General features: G+C 64.4%; 13 protein-coding genes. 4 read left to right on the top strand and 9 right to left on the bottom strand.

Annotated features, from left to right (window positions below; translation table 11 throughout):
• Positions 1–53: 53 nt before the first annotated feature.
• Genes ABFK29_RS02145 through modA form a run of 5 tightly spaced genes read right to left on the bottom strand, consistent with a single transcriptional unit; the run spans position 54 to position 4,783 of the window.
• Positions 54–1,583 carry a cryptochrome/photolyase family protein gene (locus ABFK29_RS02145; protein WP_347100488.1) on the bottom strand — a complete coding sequence of 510 codons (1,530 nt, stop codon included), beginning with the start codon at positions 1,581–1,583 and terminating at the stop codon, positions 54–56.
• The gene (locus ABFK29_RS02140) at positions 1,577–2,242 is read right to left on the bottom strand and encodes an SDR family NAD(P)-dependent oxidoreductase (protein ID WP_005858726.1); all 666 of its coding nucleotides are present in this window, start codon (positions 2,240–2,242) and stop codon (positions 1,577–1,579) included. Before ABFK29_RS02140 ends, ABFK29_RS02145 begins: the two co-directional genes overlap by 7 nt.
• 31 nt (positions 2,243–2,273) lie before the next feature.
• The gene (gene modC, locus ABFK29_RS02135) at positions 2,274–3,338 is read right to left on the bottom strand and encodes a molybdenum ABC transporter ATP-binding protein (RefSeq protein ID WP_040604543.1); all 1,065 of its coding nucleotides are present in this window, start codon (positions 3,336–3,338) and stop codon (positions 2,274–2,276) included.
• A complete protein-coding gene (gene modB / locus ABFK29_RS02130) occupies positions 3,338–4,027 on the bottom strand; it encodes a molybdate ABC transporter permease subunit (RefSeq protein ID WP_005858722.1) in 690 nt (229 codons plus the stop codon). Before modB ends, modC begins: the two co-directional genes overlap by 1 nt.
• Positions 4,028–4,030: 3 nt before the next feature.
• Positions 4,031–4,783: a molybdate ABC transporter substrate-binding protein gene (gene modA / locus ABFK29_RS02125; RefSeq protein WP_005858720.1), complete on the bottom strand. Its 753-nt coding sequence runs from the start codon at positions 4,781–4,783 to the stop codon at positions 4,031–4,033.
• A gap of 157 nt (positions 4,784–4,940) precedes the next feature.
• On the opposite strand from modA, the gene ABFK29_RS02120 reads away from it, so the two are divergent.
• The 3 genes from ABFK29_RS02120 to wrbA all read left to right on the top strand — a co-directional run bounded on the left by ABFK29_RS02120 (position 4,941) and on the right by wrbA (position 7,357).
• Positions 4,941–5,336 (top strand): MerR family transcriptional regulator, encoded by a 396-nt coding sequence (locus ABFK29_RS02120; RefSeq protein ID WP_005858718.1) that lies wholly within the window; start codon positions 4,941–4,943, stop codon positions 5,334–5,336.
• A gap of 471 nt (positions 5,337–5,807) precedes the next feature.
• Positions 5,808–6,716 (top strand): pirin family protein, encoded by a 909-nt coding sequence (locus ABFK29_RS02115; protein ID WP_005858716.1) that lies wholly within the window; start codon positions 5,808–5,810, stop codon positions 6,714–6,716.
• Between the two features lie 47 nt (positions 6,717–6,763).
• Positions 6,764–7,357, top strand: a complete 594-nt coding sequence (gene wrbA, locus ABFK29_RS02110) for an NAD(P)H:quinone oxidoreductase (RefSeq protein ID WP_005858714.1) — start codon at positions 6,764–6,766, stop codon at positions 7,355–7,357.
• A gap of 181 nt (positions 7,358–7,538) precedes the next feature.
• Here wrbA and ABFK29_RS02105 read toward each other — a convergent pair whose 3' ends face one another.
• From ABFK29_RS02105 to ABFK29_RS02095, 3 genes are all read right to left on the bottom strand, one after another.
• A complete protein-coding gene (locus tag ABFK29_RS02105) occupies positions 7,539–9,185 on the bottom strand; it encodes a BCCT family transporter (RefSeq protein ID WP_040604498.1) in 1,647 nt (548 codons plus the stop codon).
• Positions 9,186–9,342: 157 nt separating this feature from the next.
• Positions 9,343–11,853, bottom strand: coding sequence for a CoA transferase (locus ABFK29_RS02100; protein WP_005858710.1), 2,511 nt, complete (start codon positions 11,851–11,853; stop codon positions 9,343–9,345).
• 36 nt (positions 11,854–11,889) lie between these two features.
• A complete protein-coding gene (locus ABFK29_RS02095; protein ID WP_005858708.1) occupies positions 11,890–13,554 on the bottom strand; it encodes a GMC family oxidoreductase in 1,665 nt (554 codons plus the stop codon).
• Between the two features lie 182 nt (positions 13,555–13,736).
• Between ABFK29_RS02095 and ABFK29_RS02090 the strand changes: the two genes are divergently transcribed.
• Positions 13,737–14,642: a LysR family transcriptional regulator gene (locus ABFK29_RS02090; protein ID WP_005858706.1), complete on the top strand. Its 906-nt coding sequence runs from the start codon at positions 13,737–13,739 to the stop codon at positions 14,640–14,642.
• A gap of 59 nt (positions 14,643–14,701) precedes the next feature.
• Here the strand turns inward: ABFK29_RS02090 and ABFK29_RS02085 are convergent, their stop codons facing one another.
• Positions 14,702–16,984: a heavy metal translocating P-type ATPase gene (locus ABFK29_RS02085; RefSeq protein ID WP_005858704.1), complete on the bottom strand. Its 2,283-nt coding sequence runs from the start codon at positions 16,982–16,984 to the stop codon at positions 14,702–14,704.
• Positions 16,985–17,001: the final 17 nt, after the last annotated feature.

Below are 17,001 nucleotides of genomic sequence, written 5' to 3'. Positions count from 1 at the left end.
GGGGGCCTTGCCCCCGCACCCCCAAGGTATTGCTGCCAAGATGAAGGGCCGGGTCAGACGACCTGCCCGTCATCGAGTTTTTTCAGAGTGCGTCCTGCGGCGCGCAGGATGTCGCGGCGCTTGTCCTCGTCCATGCGGTCCCAGCTTCGGTACAAGTTGGCCATGCGGGCATTCTGTTCGAACCGTTTGCGATGACGATCAAGGAAGTGCCAGTAGAGCGTGTTGAAGGGACAGGCGTCGTCTTCGCCGGACTTGGCGTGCACGTCGTAGGCGCAGTGGCCGCAGTGATCTGACATCCTGTTGATGTAATTGCCTGACGACACGTAGGGCTTGGACGCTATGATCCCTCCGTCGGCGAACTGACTCATCCCGATCGTGTTGGGTGCCTCGACCCATTCGAAGGCATCGATGTAGACGCTGAGGTACCATTCATGCACCTGGTGTGGATCGATGCCGGCCAGGAGGGCGAAACTGCCGGTGACCATCAAGCGCTGGATGTGGTGGGCGTAGGCGTCCTCTTTCGTCTGGCGGACTGCCTCGGCGACACATCGCATGTTCGTTTCGCCGCCCCAGTAGAGCCAAGGCAGATCGCGTTTATGGCCCAAGCCGTTGCGGGCGGTGTAGTCAGGCCCTTCGTGGAAGTAGATGCCACGGACGTACTCGCGCCAGCCGACGATCTGGCGGATGAACCCTTCGGCCGCGTTGATCGGAACGTCACCGGCCTGCCATGCCTCTTCCGCCGCCTTGCAGACCTCGAGCGGGTCGAGCAGGCCGATGTTGATGTAGGCGGAGAGGTGAGCGTGCCACAGGTAACGCTCCCCCTCCATCATCGCGTCCTGGTAGTCGCCAAACTTCGGCAGGGCATGTTTGACGAAATGCGCCAGTGCCCGGCGAGCCTGTCCGGTGTCGGTGGCGAAGGTGAAGGGGCGGAGCGTGCCGAAGTTGTCGGAGAAGCGGGCCTCGACGAGGTCGAGCACCTCTTCCACCGTGTCATCCGGAGTGAACTGCATGGGTGCGGTGTCGACCTCGTCCGTGGCGGGTTTGCGGTTGTCGTGGTCGTAGTTCCACTTGTCCCCTGCGGGTACGCCGCCGTCCATCATCAGGCCGGTCTTGCGCCGCATGTCGCGGTAGAAATACTCCATCCGCAGTGCCTTGCGGCCCCGGGCCCAGTCCTCGAAATCCTTGTGGGAGGCGACGAAACGGTCGTCCTCAAGCTGCGTGACCTTGAGGGGCGTGTCGTCGAGCGCCGCGATCAGCCGCCATTCGCCCGGCTCTGTCGCCAGCACCTCCTGCGCGCCGTACTGATCCGCGCGTCGGAGGAGTTCTCCGGGGATGCTGCCGGTGTTGTCCGTGTCGTCCAGCTCCGAATAGGCGACGTCCCAGCCGTCGTCCCGGAGCCGGACCGCGAACTTGCGCATGGCGGCGAAGATCAGGGCGATCTTCTTGGGGTGATGGCCGACGTAGGCCGTTTCCTCCGCGACCTCTGCCATGACAACCACGTCCTTCGCCTTGTCGGCCCTGCGCAGCGCCGCGACCTGATCGGAGAGCTGGTCACCCAGTACCAGGACGAGGCGGGTCACCAGGGGATCTCCTTCCCGGCATAGTCGAGGAAGCGACCGGTGTCCGCCGGTGTCAGGCCATCGATCACCGCAAGGAGGTTTCGGGCGGCCTTCTCCGGCGGAACGGTCGGATGCCGGTCCTGGTAGTCGGCAGTGAATCGGGTGGCGACGGTGCCCGGGTGCAGGCAGACGACGCAGAGCTTGCGATATCTGCGGCCAAGCTCGATGGCCGCGCCGTGCACAAGCTGGTTGAGCCCGGCCTTGGCGGCGCGGTAGGCATACCAGCCGCCAAGACCGTTGTCGCCGATAGAGCCCACGCGCGCGGACAGAACGGCCACGGTCGCCGGCCTGTCGCGAGGAATAAGGCGGCGCGCGTGTTTCAGCACCAGCGCAGGGCCGATGGCGTTCAGCGCGAACTGGTCGGCCAGACCGCGCGCCGTCACGGCGTCGAGAGATTTCTCAGGTGCGTGGCCGTCGATCTCCAAAGCGCCGGTCGCCACGAAGATCAGATCGAAGGGGGTGTCCAACCGGCCAAGCGCATGCGCGACGGACTGCTCATCGGTAGTATCCAGTCCGTCCACAGAACGGGAGAGCCCGGTGACGGAGACGCCGCGCCCATTGAGTGCCGCGCAGATTGCGCTGCCGATGCCGCCGCTTGCGCCGATGACCAATGCGTTTTCCATGCAGCCCGAGCTAGCGGGCTGCCGCGCCGCTTCAACCCTGTCCGATGTCCTGCCGCGCGATGGCGACCGTCTTTACGACCGCATGGCAGGCGACGCCGGGCGCCAGTTGCAGTGCCTCGGCGGAACGGCGCGTGACCCGCGCCAGGAGACGCCCTGCAGGGGTATCGACGACGACCAGCGTGCCTGGGCCATCACCCGCGCGCAGGCTGGCCACCGTGCCGGGCAGGATGTTGAGCGCCGACAGGCCCACAGGCCGCTCGCGGGACAGGATGACCTCCTGTGCGGCGATACGGATGCGGGTCCTCGTCCCCGGTGCCGCATCGGTGCGGGGCAGAAACAGTGGCACGCCGCCGGCGTCGAGTTCGGTCAACCCGTCGTCGTGATGCCGGGCGACCGTCGCTTCGAGCACCGCCCCGACGCCACGGATACCCGCCGGAACAACGTCCGGATCACCCAGTACGTCGGCGGGCGTGCCCTGCCGCGTCACCTTGCCCGCATCGAGGACGACAACCGTCGTGGCGAGGCGCGCAACCTCGGCCGGGGAGTGGGTCACGTAGAGGATCGGGCAGCGCGCCTCGTCCCGCAGACGTTCGAAGTAGGGCAGGATCTCGGCTTTGCGCGGCTCGTCCAATGCGGCCAGAGGTTCGTCTGCCAGGATCAGTTGCGGGTCGCTCAGAAGCGCGCGGCCGATGGCGACCCTTTGCTGCTCTCCCCCAGAAAGCGCCCGGGGCCGACGGTCGAGCAGGTCGCCGATCCCCAGCATCTCGACGACGCGCGACAAACTCGACGCCTTACGGCGGGAATACAACAGGTTCTGCCGGACCGTGAGGTGCGGGAAGAGGCGGCCTTCCTGGAAGATCACGCCGAGGCCGCGCTTGTGGGGCGGCAGCCAGACGCCCTTTGCCGTGTCGCAAAGCGTCCGGTCGTTCAGGGTGACGCGCGCTTCGTCCGGGCGCAGGAGACCGGCAGTGGCTTTGAGGATCGTGCTCTTGCCAGAGCCGGACCGGCCGAACAGCACCGTCACCCCGGCGGGCGCTGTGAACTCTGCGTCGAGCCTGAACCGACCGAAAGCGTGTTTCAGGCGCAGGTTCAGCATCACGCCCCCACCCGCGCGGCGACCCGGCGCGACGCCCATTCCGACACAAGGAGCGCGCCCATCGCCACAATGATCGACACCACGACGAGTCGCAGGGCAGAGGCCTCTCCGCCCGGTATCTGCAGAAAAGCGTAGATGGCGGATGGCAGGGTCTGGGTCTGTCCGGGAATGTTCGAGACGAAGGTGATGGTTGCACCGAATTCTCCCATCGCCTTGGCGAAGGCGAGGATCGCACCGGTCAGCAGACCCGGAAGCATCAGCGGCACCGTCACCGTGGCGAAGACGCGCCCCCCGGAGGCGCCGAGCGTTGCGGCCGCCTCTTCCAGGCGCGGGTCGATGGCTTCGATGGACAGACGCATGGCGCGCACCATCAGGGGAAACCCCATGATGGCCGCTGCCAGGGCCGCGCCTGTCCAGCGGAACGCGATGCCCAGCCCGATGGCCTCGAGGAACCCGCCGACCGGCGCCCTTGGCCCGAAGGTCAGGAGCAGCAGGTAACCGGTGACCACTGGCGGAAGGATCAGCGGCAGATGCACCAGCCCGTTGAGGATTTGCTTGCCGGGAAAGGACCACCGCGCCAACGCATAGGCAGTCAGAAGACCGAACGGGAGGGACGCAACGACCGCCCAGAAGGAAACCTTGACCGACAGGGCCACGGCGCTCCATTCCTCGGGTCCGAGCCAGTCCATCCGTTACTCCGCCATCACCGTAAAGCCGTGACGTCGGAAGATGTCCTGCGCCGGTCCCGTTTCAAGGAAGGACAGGAACGGCAGGGCGAACTGCTGTTTCTCTGCCATCGCCGCGGCGGGGTAGAGGATCGGCGGATGGCTGTCGCGCGGGATTGCGGCCTTCACGAACACGCGCGGTTCGGCCTGCGCGTCGGTGCGGTAGACGATGCCGAGCGGCGCCGCACCCACCGCGACAAGGGCCAGCGCCGCCCGAACGTTGTCGGCCTGCGCGACCTGTGCGGCCACGGTGTCCCACAGGCCCAGGTGTTCCAGCGCCGCCTTGCCGTAGATCCCGGCAGGCACCGCGTCGACAAGCGCCATGGCCAGCTTGCCGCCCTCCAGCCACCCGGCGAGGTCGCTTGCGGGTGTCAGGTCGTCAACCGGCCCTTCGACCCCGGCCACGAGTACAAGGGAATTGCCCAGCAGATCGCGGCGCGTGCCCGGTGCGAGCAGACCGTCCTCCTCCAGCGCGTCCATCCAGCCGGCGTTGGCCGAAATGAAGACATCCGCGGGTGCGCCTTGCTGGATCTGGCGCGCAAGGGCGGACGATCCGGCGTAGGAAATCACCGTGTCGTCCCCTGTTTCATTGCTGTAAAGCTCCGCTGCCTCGTCAAGCGCATCACGCAGGCTTGCCGCGGCGAATATCGTGATCTCCCGTGCCGCAGCGGGCACGGCAAGCGACAGGAGGAGCGGAAGGGTCAGAAACAAACGTGTCATGCAGCCTTTTCTCGCACGCAGCCGGGGTTGTCGCCAGTTGAAAAGCCGTGACGGCGGCCAAGACCATTCGGCAATATGCTGCGCCCTGGGGTGGTCGAAACGAAGTGGCTTTACCTTCCACTCGCTGGAGGGTTTAATGGCACAAAGGAGATACGCCATGAACATCGGACAGGCAGCGAAGGCAGCCGGGCTGACCGTCAAGACCGTGCGGTATTACGAGGATCTGGGACTGGTAAAGGCAGAACGTGCCGAGAACGGGTATCGTGATTTCTCGGATACGGCGGTGGATCGGCTGCGGATCCTGGCGCAGGCGCGACATCTCGGCTTTGGACTGGAAGAATGCCGCCGCCTGCTGGACCTGAACGCCGACCCGACACGCGCCAGCCGAGATGTACGCGCCCTGGCGGCACAGAACCTCGAAGCGGTGCGCGACAAGATCAGCCAGTTGAAGACTTTGGAGGCTGAACTTGAGGCGCTCATCGGCCAATGCCACGGCGACGACGCGCCGGATTGCGCCATTCTCGACGGTCTATCCGCCCGCGCGACGGTCTGACCTGAACGCGTTGGCCGTACACTGGACGTTGGTCGATACTGCGGCGGCGTGCACGCGATGCACCGCTGTCTTGGGCCGGTCCGTTAGTCTTGCCAGCGCCGCATCGCCGGGATCCTGCGCGGCGCAGCGAAAAGACCAAACCTGACGTTTGTGCACGGCTGATGGGAATGTCCCGGTCCAAAGGAGGAAGCCTTCTATTTTCGCACAATGCGCCGATGCCGCGTCTGCCGTCCAATGACCTTCCGCGCCGGACTCACAGTGAACCCCTGACCCAACAGGCTAGACCTTCACAGCTTCGAAGCACGCATGGAAGGTTCTGACTGGCACGGGCTCCCCTACCAACTGCACGCAGCGCGACATTGCCAGAACCGCAGGTTTCTGCGCGCCTGCGCACAGAATGTACGGGTTCTTGGCCAATTTCATTTCGCGGCAGGGATCCCACATTGATGTCATCGACAAACGGAGCGTCCCATGACCTTTAGACCTGTCTCGGCCACCACCACCGCGCAGCCTGCCATCGAAGGCGCCGGTGTGCATCTGCATCGCGTCTTCGGCTTCGGTGACCCGTCGCTGACCGACCCTTTCCTGATGATGGACGATTTCCGCAACGACGATCCGCGGCTGTATTCGAAGGGCTTTCCCTGGCACCCGCACCGCGGCATCGAGACCATCACCTACGTGTTGGACGGCGAGGTGGAACATTCCGACTCGCTTGGCAACAAGGGCACCCTCGGCGCCGGGAGCGTCCAGTGGATGACCGCAGGGTCCGGCATCGTGCATCAGGAAATGCCGTTCGGCAACGACAGGGGTCAGATGCACGGCTTCCAGCTTTGGGCCAATCTACCGTCTTCGCTGAAGATGACGGCCCCGCGGTATCAGGACATCACCGGCAGCGACATCCCGGTGGAAGGCGACGACGACGGCACAGCCGTCAAGGTCATCATCGGGTCGTTCTGGGGCAAGACCGGCCCAGTCGACGGCATCGCGGCCAACCCGATGCTGCTGGACGTTTCGATCCCGGCCGGCCGCCGCAAGGTGCTGCCAGTAGACACCCGGTCGAACGCACTGGCCTATGTGTTCGCTGGATCCGGAACCTTCCGCGACGCCAGCGATCCGGTGGGTATCAAGGTCGAGAAGGAGTATCGCGGGCAGGAACTGAACATCCGTGACATGACCGGCAACCGCACGCTGGTCCGTTTCGGTTCAGGTGACGAGATCACCGTACAGGCTGGCGACGAAGGTATCCGCTTCCTGCTGATGACGGGCCGTCCCATCCAGGAACCCGTCGCGTGGCATGGACCCATCGTGATGAACACGCAGGACGAATTGCGAGAGGCCCTCAGGGACCTGAACAACGGCACGTTCATCAGAAACGCTTGACCGGAGCGGCAAACGCCTACGTCCATCTGAAAGGAAGGAAATCCAAAATGGCACAACCCAAGATCGCAGTAGTTTTCTATACCACCTACGGCACCAACCACGCCGTGGCCCTCGCGGCCGCAGAGGCCGCCGAAGCAGCCGGAGCCGAAGTCCGCCTGCGCCGCATCCCGGAAACCGCCCCCAAGGAGGTGATCGAGGGGCAGGACGCCTGGAAGGCACAGATCGAGAAGATGAGCGACATACCAGAGGCCACTGCCGACGATATGGAATGGGCGGATGGCTACTTCTTCTCGGCACCGACGCGCTTCGGCGTGGTCGCCAGCCAGATGCGCGCCTTCATCGACACGCTGGGCGGGCTTTGGGGGTCCGGCAAGCTGGCCAACAAGACCTTCACCGCCACGACCAGCGCCCAGAACCCGCATGGCGGGCAGGAGGCCACCCTCCTCAGCCTGTATACCACGGCCATGCACTGGGGTACGATCATCGTTGCGCCGGGCTACACGGACGAAACGATCTTTGCCGCGGGCGGCAATCCTTATGGGTTCTCGACCAAGCCTGACGGTTTCGATGACGCTGGCAAGGCCGCCGTTGCCCATCAGGCCAAAAGGCTGGTGGAGATGACCGCAAAGCTGGTTGGCTGACAGGCACAACGAAGGGCGCGCAAAGTCATGCGCGCCCTTGTCATTTTCAATCTGAAGCGTCCCCGATCCGGGGTCGGGTCCAGAATTGCCCGTCGGCGGTCCAGGACGCAGACCGGGACTACAGGTTGACCCTGTTCCTCAGCGGCGATCCATCAAAGCCTGGGTCCAGGCGTGATGTAGGTCAGGCTTCGGCATGGATGCTCTGCACGCCGTTTCTTTCCCGGATACCGTCCCGGATCACCGCTTTGACAAGGGAAATGCACATCAGGAACATCACGAGGCTGAACGGCAAGGCGCCGATCACCATCGCTGTCTTGATCGTCCCGAGCCCGCCGACAAGCAGCAGCGCACCCACGACAAAGCTTAGCGCGACGCCCCAGAAGATGATGTGACCGCGCCCCTTCGGGCTTTCCTCGCCAGCGGCATTGATCGTGTTGACGATCAGGATCGCCGAGTCGGCGGTGGTCACGAGGTAGGTCAGCAGCAGCACCACCACGAGCGCGGCCATCCCCCAGGCAAGACCTCCGGTCAGGATCAGGTCGAGCATCACGAAAAGCTGGCTTTCCTGACCGGCACCCGAGATCGCGTCGCCCGCCGTGCCGTTCAGCGTCATGTCGATGGCCGTGCCGCCCACGAAGGTGAACCAGACAAAGCACATTACCGACGGGACGATGATGGCGCCCATCACGTATTCCCGAATGCTGCGCCCGCGCGAGACCCGGGCAAGAAAGACGCCCACGAACGGTGCAAAGGCAACCCACCATGCCCAATAGAAGACGGACCAGCCGCCTTGCCACGCGGCCAGAGCATCGCCCGTCGGCGTGCCATCTGCATGCCAGACGGTGAAGAGCAGGCTGGGAAGATCCGTCACGTAGGCAATCATTCCGGAGACCAAGGCATTCAGGCCAAAAAACGTCGAGCCGAAGAGGATGAAGAAGGCCAGCAGAAAGATGCTGAGGCCCATGTTCAGGTTGGACAGCCACTTGATGCCCTTGCCGACACCCGAAAGCGCCGAGAGCGTCGATGCGCCAAGAATGACGATCAGCGCAACGATGATGCCGGCGGTGCTGGAGGTGCCGTCGGCCTTGACCATCCAGGTCCCAAGTCCGATCCGCTGAAGGCCCGCGACGAATTGCTCGACCCCAAAGCCCAATGTCTGCGCAACGCCGAGGATGGTGGCCACCACGGCGACGATATCGACGATATGGCCGCCCACGCCCGACAGCCGCGCCCCGAAAAGTGGCGTCAGCGCCGACCGCACCGTCAGCGGCAGGTTCCGGCGATAGGAAAAATACGCCAGGCACAGACCGACAAGTGCATAGCAGGCCCAGGCGGAAAAGCCCCAGTGCAGGAAGGACCAGACATAGGCGGCTGTCACGTTGTCGGCGCCCGATCCGGTGGTCTGGCCCATGATGACGTTGGGATTGTTGGCGAAGTGATACATCGGCTCGGCGGTGGCGAAGGTCAGCATCCCGACCCCGATGCCCGCGCCGAACATCATCGAGAACCATGAAAATCGCGAGAATTCCGGCGCATCGTCCGGCCGGCCAAGCTTCAGCCGTCCGGTGAACGGCACCAGAGCCAGCACAATGCAAAGAAGGAAAAACGCCGCCGCGACATAGATGTACCAGGACGCGAAACTCTTGAGGATCGCGCCGTTCAGGGCGTTCAGCACGGATGCCGCGTTCTGCGGCACGGCGATGGCCCAGACGATCAGGGCGCTGACGAGGATTTTCGAGGGTATCGCGACGCTTTTTGAAAAACCGGAATAAAAGCCTCGGTCGGCGGTCGGGATATGCAAATCCATCAAAGGGGGTTTCTTGGCCATGTTTCCTCCATTCTGGCACATGAAGTCCGGACAGCCTCCTCCGTTTGCCGGATGTGTATCCGGCAAGGCCAACCCGAACGTTTGTAATGGTGTCGGTTGCGCTTAATCTGGTTGCGCAAGCGTCGGGGCGCTCCGATGGAGCGCCCTGGGGCAGGTCTTAGCTGGGCAGGTACTCCGCGCTCCAGCTTTCGCTGACCTGACCGGATTTCAGCATCCGCTCCACGGCGGAGACGGAATAGCCCAGTTCGTTCAGGATATCGCGGGTCGAGGTTCCGAATTTCTCGGTCGGCGATAGGGCAAAGACACGCCCGCGCGCGGGTCTCACCGCATAGGGGTCGAGCTGCGTGACATCATGCCCGCTGGGGTGATCGGTGTAGAGCGAGAAGGAATAGCTGCCCCGGTCCGTGCCGGGCGTGCCGTCTGCCTCTTGCAGATTCTCGGCGCGCAGCGCCTCGATGTTCTGACAGATCGCGCAGGCGAGATCGGCGGCGCGCAGGCGGTCGATCCATTCGGTCGCGGGCAGCGACTGGAACGCTCCGGCAAGAAACGCGGCGCGATCCTCTTCGGGCACATCCGGGAACTCTTCGAGCCCCTCGACATTGCGGAACCGCGGCAGGTCGGCCTCGTAGGCGCTGAGCAGGATGTAGATGCCCGATGCGGTGCTGTAGAAACGGCTGAGGGCGTCGTAGCCGTTGACCTCGGGGCCCGTCGGCTCGTCGAAAAGCCCGCGCCCCCTGTAGTCATAAGCAAAGGGGATCTGCAAAAGGCCGCTGTTGGCGCTGAGCGAGGTGCGCCCCCGCCCGATCCGCCCGAAGCGGTTCTTCTGATACAGCGCTGCCGCCACGGCAAGCGCGCCGCCAAAGCCACACATGACGTCGATGGTGCCGACATGGGCGTGCTCTTCGGGTCGGTCCATGGCGCCGCCGAAGCGCAACATGATGCCGGTGGTGGCCTGCACAAGGTCGTCGTAGCCGATGTAGTCGCTGCGCACGCCGCGCCGCACACCGCTGAAACAGTCCAGCTTGCAGAATATCGCCTCGGGGTTCAGCTTGCGCAGCCCCGCCTCGTCCAGCCCCATGCGCTTGATCTGGCTGTCGGGAGCGTTCCAGAAGATGACATCGACGGTCTTCACCAGATCCTCGAAGACCTTGCGCCCATGTTCGGATTTCACGTCCGCAAGGATCGACCGTTTGCCGCGCCCCTGGCTCATGCCGTACATCACGGTATTCCAGCTGTCGTAGAGCGGCACGGCCGGATCGAGCTTGATGACCTCGGCACCGAAGCGCGCAAGGTAGCTGGCCGAATGCGGCCCGGCGATGACGTTGCACATGTCCAGAACGCGGACTCCGGACAGCCAGCCCTCTTGCTCGATGCCGTCCTCCGGGTCGGGAATGTCGGTGCGCAGCTTGCGCAGCACCTTCAGCGCCTCGTCGAATTCCACCCAGCGGCGCGGCTCGGGGGTCAGGGCCTCTTCGCCGCTTTCCTCCATCCAGACCACCGGGCCGGGCTGGGTCATCTCGCCATATTCCGGGTCCCAGACGTCGATCATCAGACCCGAGGCCTCGGCATATTCGTCGTTGATCCATTCCTGCAGCCAGCGCTGCGGCGCGCCGGGAATGCCCGCGCGACCGAACATGCGCTTCCACTCATGCGAGGTGCGGGTCATGAACACCTCTTTCATGCGCGCGGCGATCTTGTCGGCCCAGAATTTCGGCATCGGATAGACGCCAAGCGAGGTGTCGGTTTCCCACTCCGCCTGCGGCTTGTAAGTATCGTCTTCCTCTTGCAGACCCTCCTCGACCATCTCTTCGTACAAGCCCAGCACCTCAAGGCAGCGGCGCGCGTGGTTCTTGTGGCTGGGGCAGACGACGTAGAACATCCGCCCGTCCTTGCACATGTAGCTGCGGAAGAACGGATCGAGCAGTTCCTGAAGATCCTCGTAGGACACGTTCATCGGCAGGCCCTCGATGCGGCGCCGCTCGATCTCGATCTCGCGCTGAGTGAGGTAACGCTTGGGCACGTCCGAGACGTGGATGGAGTTGTAGCACAGCCCCTCCATGACAGCGGCGGCAAGCGGCACCTCGATCTGATCCCCAAGCCCGGTCAGCTGGCGCGATTGCAGCGCCAGGACCGTTGCCGAGGCCGCGATCTGCGAAGCATAGGAGGACGACAGCGGCAGCGGCGAGAAGGACGGGTTCACGCCCATCAGCACCCGGTTGAGCCCCATGTCGGTGAACACGCCTGAACTGGCCGCGACGACGCTTTCGAAGGCGCGTAGCTCGCGCCGCAGCTCGTCGTTCGAGGCAAAGCCGGGGATCGAAATGGTGATCAGTTCGGGGCGCTCTTCGCGCATCGCGGCAAAGTCGATGCCCAGTTTCGCAAGCTTTCCTGGGCGGAAGTTCTCGACGATGATGTCGGCCTCGGAACAAAGCGCGCGCGCCTTGGCCAGCCCGTCCTCGGATTTCAGATCGAGATTCACGATCAGCTTGTTGCGCATCAGCGCGGCATTGGCGGGGCTGTCCCACATCGGACCGTCGGGCGGGTCGATGTGCACGACCGTGGCCCCCAGATCGCCCAGCAGCATCGCAACGGCGGGCCCGGCGATGTACTGGCCGAAGTCGACGACCTTGACGCCGGTCAGGGGAAGGTTGGAAAACGATTTACGCATGTTTTCTCCAGAAGGCAGATAACGCAGGTCAGCGGATTAGTGGCCGGCAAGCACCCAGCGGGCCGCCTTTTCCGCGATCATCAGGGTCGGGGAGTTGGTGTTGCCGCTGGTGATCTCGGGCATGATGCTGGCATCGACGACACGCAGGCCGTTCACGCCCTTCACCCGCAGATGCGGGTCGAGCACGGCGCTGTCGTCATCCTCGCGCCCCATCTTCACCGTGCCGACCGGGTGGAAGATCGTGTTCGCGATGTCGCCCGCCAGCTTCGTCAGATCCTCGTCGCTCTGATATTGCGGGCCGGGCTTGAATTCCTCGGGCTGGTAACGCTGCATCGCGGGCTGCGACATCAGCTTGCGCACCTGCCGCAGGCTGTCCGCCGCGACCTTGCGATCGTCCGCGGTGTCGAGGTAGTTCGGCGAAATCATCGGTGCGTCCCGGAAATTCGCCGAGCGGATGCGGACATGCCCCCGGCTTGTCGGGTTGAGGTTGCACACGCTGACCGTCATCGCGGGGAAATCGTGCAGGCCCTCGCCGAAGGCTTCGAGGCTGAGCGGCTGGACGTGATATTCCAGATTGGCGTGGCTGCGGCCAGGGTCCGACCGGGTGAAGGCGCCAAGCTGGCTGGGCGCCATGCTCATCGGGCCGGAGCGTTTGAGCATGTATTCCGCACCGATCATCGCCTTGCCCCAGAGGTTTCCGGCAATGGTGTTGAGTGTGCGCGTGCCGCTGACCTTGTAGACGGCGCGGATCTGCAAGTGGTCCTGAAGGTTCTCGCCCACAGGCGCGTCGCGCAGCACCTCGATCCCCTGCGATTGCAGCAGCGCCGCCGGCCCGATGCCCGACAGTTGCAGGATCTTGGGCGAATTGATCGCCCCCGCCGACAACAGCGTTTCCTTCCTGGCGCTGACTGTGACCATCTGCCCGGCCCGATCGACGCGGGCGCCGGTGCAGCGGAGCGCGCCGGTGGCATCTTTTTCGAAGGTCAGCTTTTCGACCTGCGCCTCGGTCCAGACCGTCAGGTTGTCGCGGGGTTTCGCGGGTTTCAGAAAGGCCTTGGAGCTGTTCCAGCGCCAGCCGGACCGCTGGTTCACGTCGAAATAGCCAACACCCGCATTGTCGCCGCTGTTGAAATCGTCGGTCTTCTCGATCCCGGCTTCGACCGCCGCATCGGCGAAACTGTCGAGGATGTCCCAACGCAACCGCTGCTTTTCCACACGCCATTCTCCGCCACGGCCATGCATGTCGGAAAAGCGGCTGTTCTCGCCGGTGGCCGGATCGGCGCCGTCGTCGAGCCTCCAGTGATCTTCGTGGGATTTGAAATCCTGCAGGGAGTGGTCCCAGTTCCACTCGGCCTCGCCGCTGAGCCGCGCCCAGTTGTCGTAATCGCGGGACTGGCCGCGCATGTAGATCATGCCGTTGATCGACGAACAGCCACCCAGCGTCTTGCCGCGCGGATAGCGCAGGACACGCCCGTTCAGCCCCTTGTCAGGTTCGGTGTTGTACATCCAGTCGGTGCGTGGATTGCCGATACAGTAAAGGTAACCGACAGGGATGTGAATCCACGGGTAAGTGTCCGGCTTTCCGGCCTCCAGCAGCAGCACACGGTTGGCCGCATCCGCGCTCAGTCGGTTGGCCAACAGACACCCCGCGGATCCACCGCCGATCACGATGTAGTCGAACTCGGTTTCAGCATTCGGCATGGCGATGTTCTCCTGGCCCTTCCCGCATGACGAAGGGCGACAGAACACCAGAGGCCGCCCCGCGTGCAGGGTCGTCTCCCGTGCCGTTCGCTCCTCCCAGCGCAACAACTTATCAAGGCCTAAAAAGCTTGTATTAGATTTACCAATGACAAATTTCTCTGCCCGATATTAGAGTTTTTAATATGGATAGATTCTCGAACCTGAACAGCATTCTGGCCTTCGTGACGGTGGCGCGCGAGGGCAGCGTTTCTCGTGCCGCCGAGGTGCTCAACCTCACGCAGCCCGCGATCAGCCATCAGATCAAACGGCTGAGCGAAGAAACCGGAATCACCCTGTTCAAACGCACACCGCACGGCCTGAACCTGACGCAGGACGGCACTGCAATTCTGCCGAAGGCCGAGCAGGTGCTGGCGGCCATGGCCGAGTTCCGTCGCAGCGCCAGCAAGCAATGCGGGCAGGTGTCGGGACGGTTGAGGATCGGCACCATCGTCGATCCGGAGTTCATCCGCCTCGGCCGCCTGCTCAGCCATTTCGGCGCCGCCTATCCCAACATCAGCACCGAACTGATCCATGGCGTCAGCGGTGAGATCCTGGAAAAGCTGATGCGCCAACAGATCGACGTCGGGTTCTATCTGACCTCCCCCGACGAGGTGGATGCAATCCCCGCGGAGCGCCCGCTCTACAGCAAGAAACTGGCGGATTTCTCTTATCGCGTAATTGCCCCGGTCGGCTGGGACGCGCGTGTCGCCGGCGCGGATTGGCCCGACCTGGCCAGCCTGCCCTGGATCGGCACTTCGCCGACATCGGTGCACAACCGGTTGCTGACCCGCATTTTCCGCGAACACGGCTGCGTGCAGAATGCCGTGGCGATGGTCGATCAGGAAGCGTCGATGCTTGAAATGGTCCGCTCCGGCGTCGGGCTGAGCCTTTGCCGCGAGTCCGTCGCCCTGCACCAGCAACAAACCTTTGGGCTTGCCGTTTGCGAGAAGCTGCGCGTTCCTGCCTGCCTGGTCATACAGGCCCTGGAAGAACGCAAGGACCACCCGGTGATTGCCGCCCTGTTCGAGCAGGTTTCGGACGTTTGGTGACCGCCTTCAAGTGAAAGGGCGTTCCGGGTGGGCGCGCGCGGGTCATCGGCATGTCCCTTTCAAGTCGTTGCGGCTGCCTGATCGGGGTGGGTCTTTCTGACGTTCCGACTGTCACGGCCGATGGATTCAGTCACGCTGGCGGGCCGGAACAACAACAATCGGAGGGCATTCATCGTCACCAGCACCGTGGCGCCGGTATCCGCCAGGATCGCGATCCAGAGGCCGGTGATCCCGAGCACGGTTGTCACGAGGAAGACTGCTTTCAACCCTAACGCGATCGCGATGTTCTGGCGGATGTTGGCCATGGTCGCGCGGGCAAGGCGGATCTTGGCGGGCACATCCGTCACCCGGTCGCGCAGGATCGCGGCGTCCGCCGTTTCGAGCGCCACATCCGTCCCCGAGCCCATGGCGACCCCGACATGCGCGGCGGCGAGCGCGGGCGCGTCGTTGATGCCGTCGCCAATCATCATCACCTGCGCTTCGGACGTCAGGTTCCGGATGGCGGTAACCTTGTCCTCGGGCATGAGTTCGGAGCGATACGCAATCCCGAGTCCCTCTGCGACGGCGCGGGCCGTCCGCTCATTGTCCCCGGTCAGCATGATCGACGTGATCCCAAGGCTGCGCAGTTGCGCGACAGCCTCTGCCGCATCGGCGCGCGGTTCGTCCCGCAAGGCGATAAGGCCCTGCGGCACATCCCCTCGCAGCACGACGACCACAGTCTTGCCCTCGGCTTCCAGCGCTGCCACGCGGGTCCGGAGATCATCGGTGAGGGCGCCGCGTTCCACGGCCAGCCGTGGAGAGCCGACGCAGACCATTGTGCCGTCGATGGATGCCTCCGCGCCCTTGCCGGGCAGTACGCGGGCACCGGTCGCCGTCGCCGCGTCGACGCCGCGCCGCCCGGCCTCGGCACAGATCGCCTGTCCCAGCGGATGGCTCGCCCCGCTCTCGACACCGGCTGCGAGTGCCAGGACGTCGTCCTCGACCCCAGCCAACACAGTGATGTCCGTCACGTGCGGCTTGCCGGAAGTGAGTGTCCCGGTCTTGTCGAAAGCCACATGGGTGGTGCGGGCCGCCGCCTCCACGACTGCCCCGCCCTTCATCAATAGCCCGTTGCGCGCCCCTGTGGACAGCGCCGACGTGATCGACGCGGGCACCGAAATCACCAGCGCGCAGGGGCAGCCGATCAGCAGCAGCGCCAGCGCGCGATATGCCCATTCCCCCCACGCCTGCCCGAAGGCCAACGGCGGGATGAGCGCGACAAGCAGGGCCGCGCCCACGACGGCGGGCATGTAGACCCGGCTGAACCGGTCGATGAAGCGTTCGGTCGGCGCGCGCGCGGTCTCGGCCTCTTCCACGAGGCGCACGATTCGGGCGATGGTGTTGTCCTCGGCCGCCTTCGTAACCCGCACCCGCAACAGCGCTTCGGTATTGATCGACCCGGCAAAGACCTCAGCGCCCGGCTCCTTGAGGCTGGGCACGCTTTCTCCGGTCACCGGGCTTTCGTCGACGCCGGAGGTGCCTTCGATCACTTCGCCGTCGCAGGGCACGCGGTCGCCGGGGCGGACCTGAACGACCTGTCCCGGTATCAGGTTTGCGGCAGGGACGTCCCGCGCCTTGCCGCCGACCTCCACCCGCGCAGTCTTCGGTACGAGCTTCGACAGGGCGCGGATGCTGTCGCGTGCCTTGCCCGCGGCAACGCCTTCGAGCAGTTCACCCACGGCAAAGAGGAACACGACAAGCGCCGCTTCTTCCGCTTCTCCGATCAGCAGCGCGCCCGTGGCGGCAATCGTCATCAGCATCTCGATGGTGAAAGGCATGCGCGCCCGCGCCATGGCGAATGCGCGCTGTGCCACCGGCATAAGTCCCGCCAATGTCGCCAGGACGAACGCCCAATGCGCGATCTCCGCCGGCACGACGACGCGCGATGCCCAAGCCGCCGCAAGCAACGCGCCAGTTCCAATCACCAGACGTCCCTTGGAGCTTTGGATCATCGAGGTTGGCGCGGGCCCGGCACGATCGGCGTCATTCGGTTGGCGTGTGTCCGACGTTTCCACCGCATCTTGAAACGCGCCCTCCGGCAAGACGAAACGTCCCGCTGGCCTCTCCGGTCTTGCCCGCTTGGGCGCTATGCCAAAGCCGACGCCGCGTACGGCGTTCTCCACATTTTCGGGCGTGGTCTGATCTTCATCGAGCGTCAGCCGCAGACGCTCTGTCATGAGCGCGACGTCGACGTTCGCGACGCCCGGCAGCCTTTCGACCGCGCCACGCACCTTCGCGGCGCATGAGCCGCAATCCATGCCCGTCACGCGCCATTCGCGTTGCCCTGCGTCTTTGTCCGACATGACTAATATCCATTGTG

The organism is Sagittula stellata E-37, assembly GCF_039724765.1.
GTDB classification, from domain to species: Bacteria; Pseudomonadota; Alphaproteobacteria; order Rhodobacterales; family Rhodobacteraceae; genus Sagittula; species Sagittula stellata.
Note: the sequence above shows the minus strand (reverse complement) of the source record. Positions and strands in the feature narration are given on the sequence as shown.

What these genes read in the sequence shown, in the direction of transcription:
- ABFK29_RS02090 (WP_005858706.1), top strand. Translation starts at nt 13,737, where the DNA reads ATGGATAGATTCTCGAACCTGAACAGCATTCTGGCCTTCGTGACGGTG.
- ABFK29_RS02140 (WP_005858726.1), bottom strand. Translation starts at nt 2,242, where the DNA reads ATGGAAAACGCATTGGTCATCGGCGCAAGCGGCGGCATCGGCAGCGCA.
- wrbA (WP_005858714.1), top strand. Translation starts at nt 6,764, where the DNA reads ATGGCACAACCCAAGATCGCAGTAGTTTTCTATACCACCTACGGCACC.
- ABFK29_RS02095 (WP_005858708.1), bottom strand. Translation starts at nt 13,554, where the DNA reads ATGCCGAATGCTGAAACCGAGTTCGACTACATCGTGATCGGCGGTGGA.
- ABFK29_RS02105 (WP_040604498.1), bottom strand. Translation starts at nt 9,185, where the DNA reads ATGGCCAAGAAACCCCCTTTGATGGATTTGCATATCCCGACCGCCGAC.
- modA (WP_005858720.1), bottom strand. Translation starts at nt 4,783, where the DNA reads ATGACACGTTTGTTTCTGACCCTTCCGCTCCTCCTGTCGCTTGCCGTG.
- modB (WP_005858722.1), bottom strand. Translation starts at nt 4,027, where the DNA reads ATGGACTGGCTCGGACCCGAGGAATGGAGCGCCGTGGCCCTGTCGGTC.
- ABFK29_RS02115 (WP_005858716.1), top strand. Translation starts at nt 5,808, where the DNA reads ATGACCTTTAGACCTGTCTCGGCCACCACCACCGCGCAGCCTGCCATC.
- ABFK29_RS02100 (WP_005858710.1), bottom strand. Translation starts at nt 11,853, where the DNA reads ATGCGTAAATCGTTTTCCAACCTTCCCCTGACCGGCGTCAAGGTCGTC.
- ABFK29_RS02085 (WP_005858704.1), bottom strand. Translation starts at nt 16,984, where the DNA reads ATGTCGGACAAAGACGCAGGGCAACGCGAATGGCGCGTGACGGGCATG.
- ABFK29_RS02120 (WP_005858718.1), top strand. Translation starts at nt 4,941, where the DNA reads ATGAACATCGGACAGGCAGCGAAGGCAGCCGGGCTGACCGTCAAGACC.
- modC (WP_040604543.1), bottom strand. Translation starts at nt 3,338, where the DNA reads ATGCTGAACCTGCGCCTGAAACACGCTTTCGGTCGGTTCAGGCTCGAC.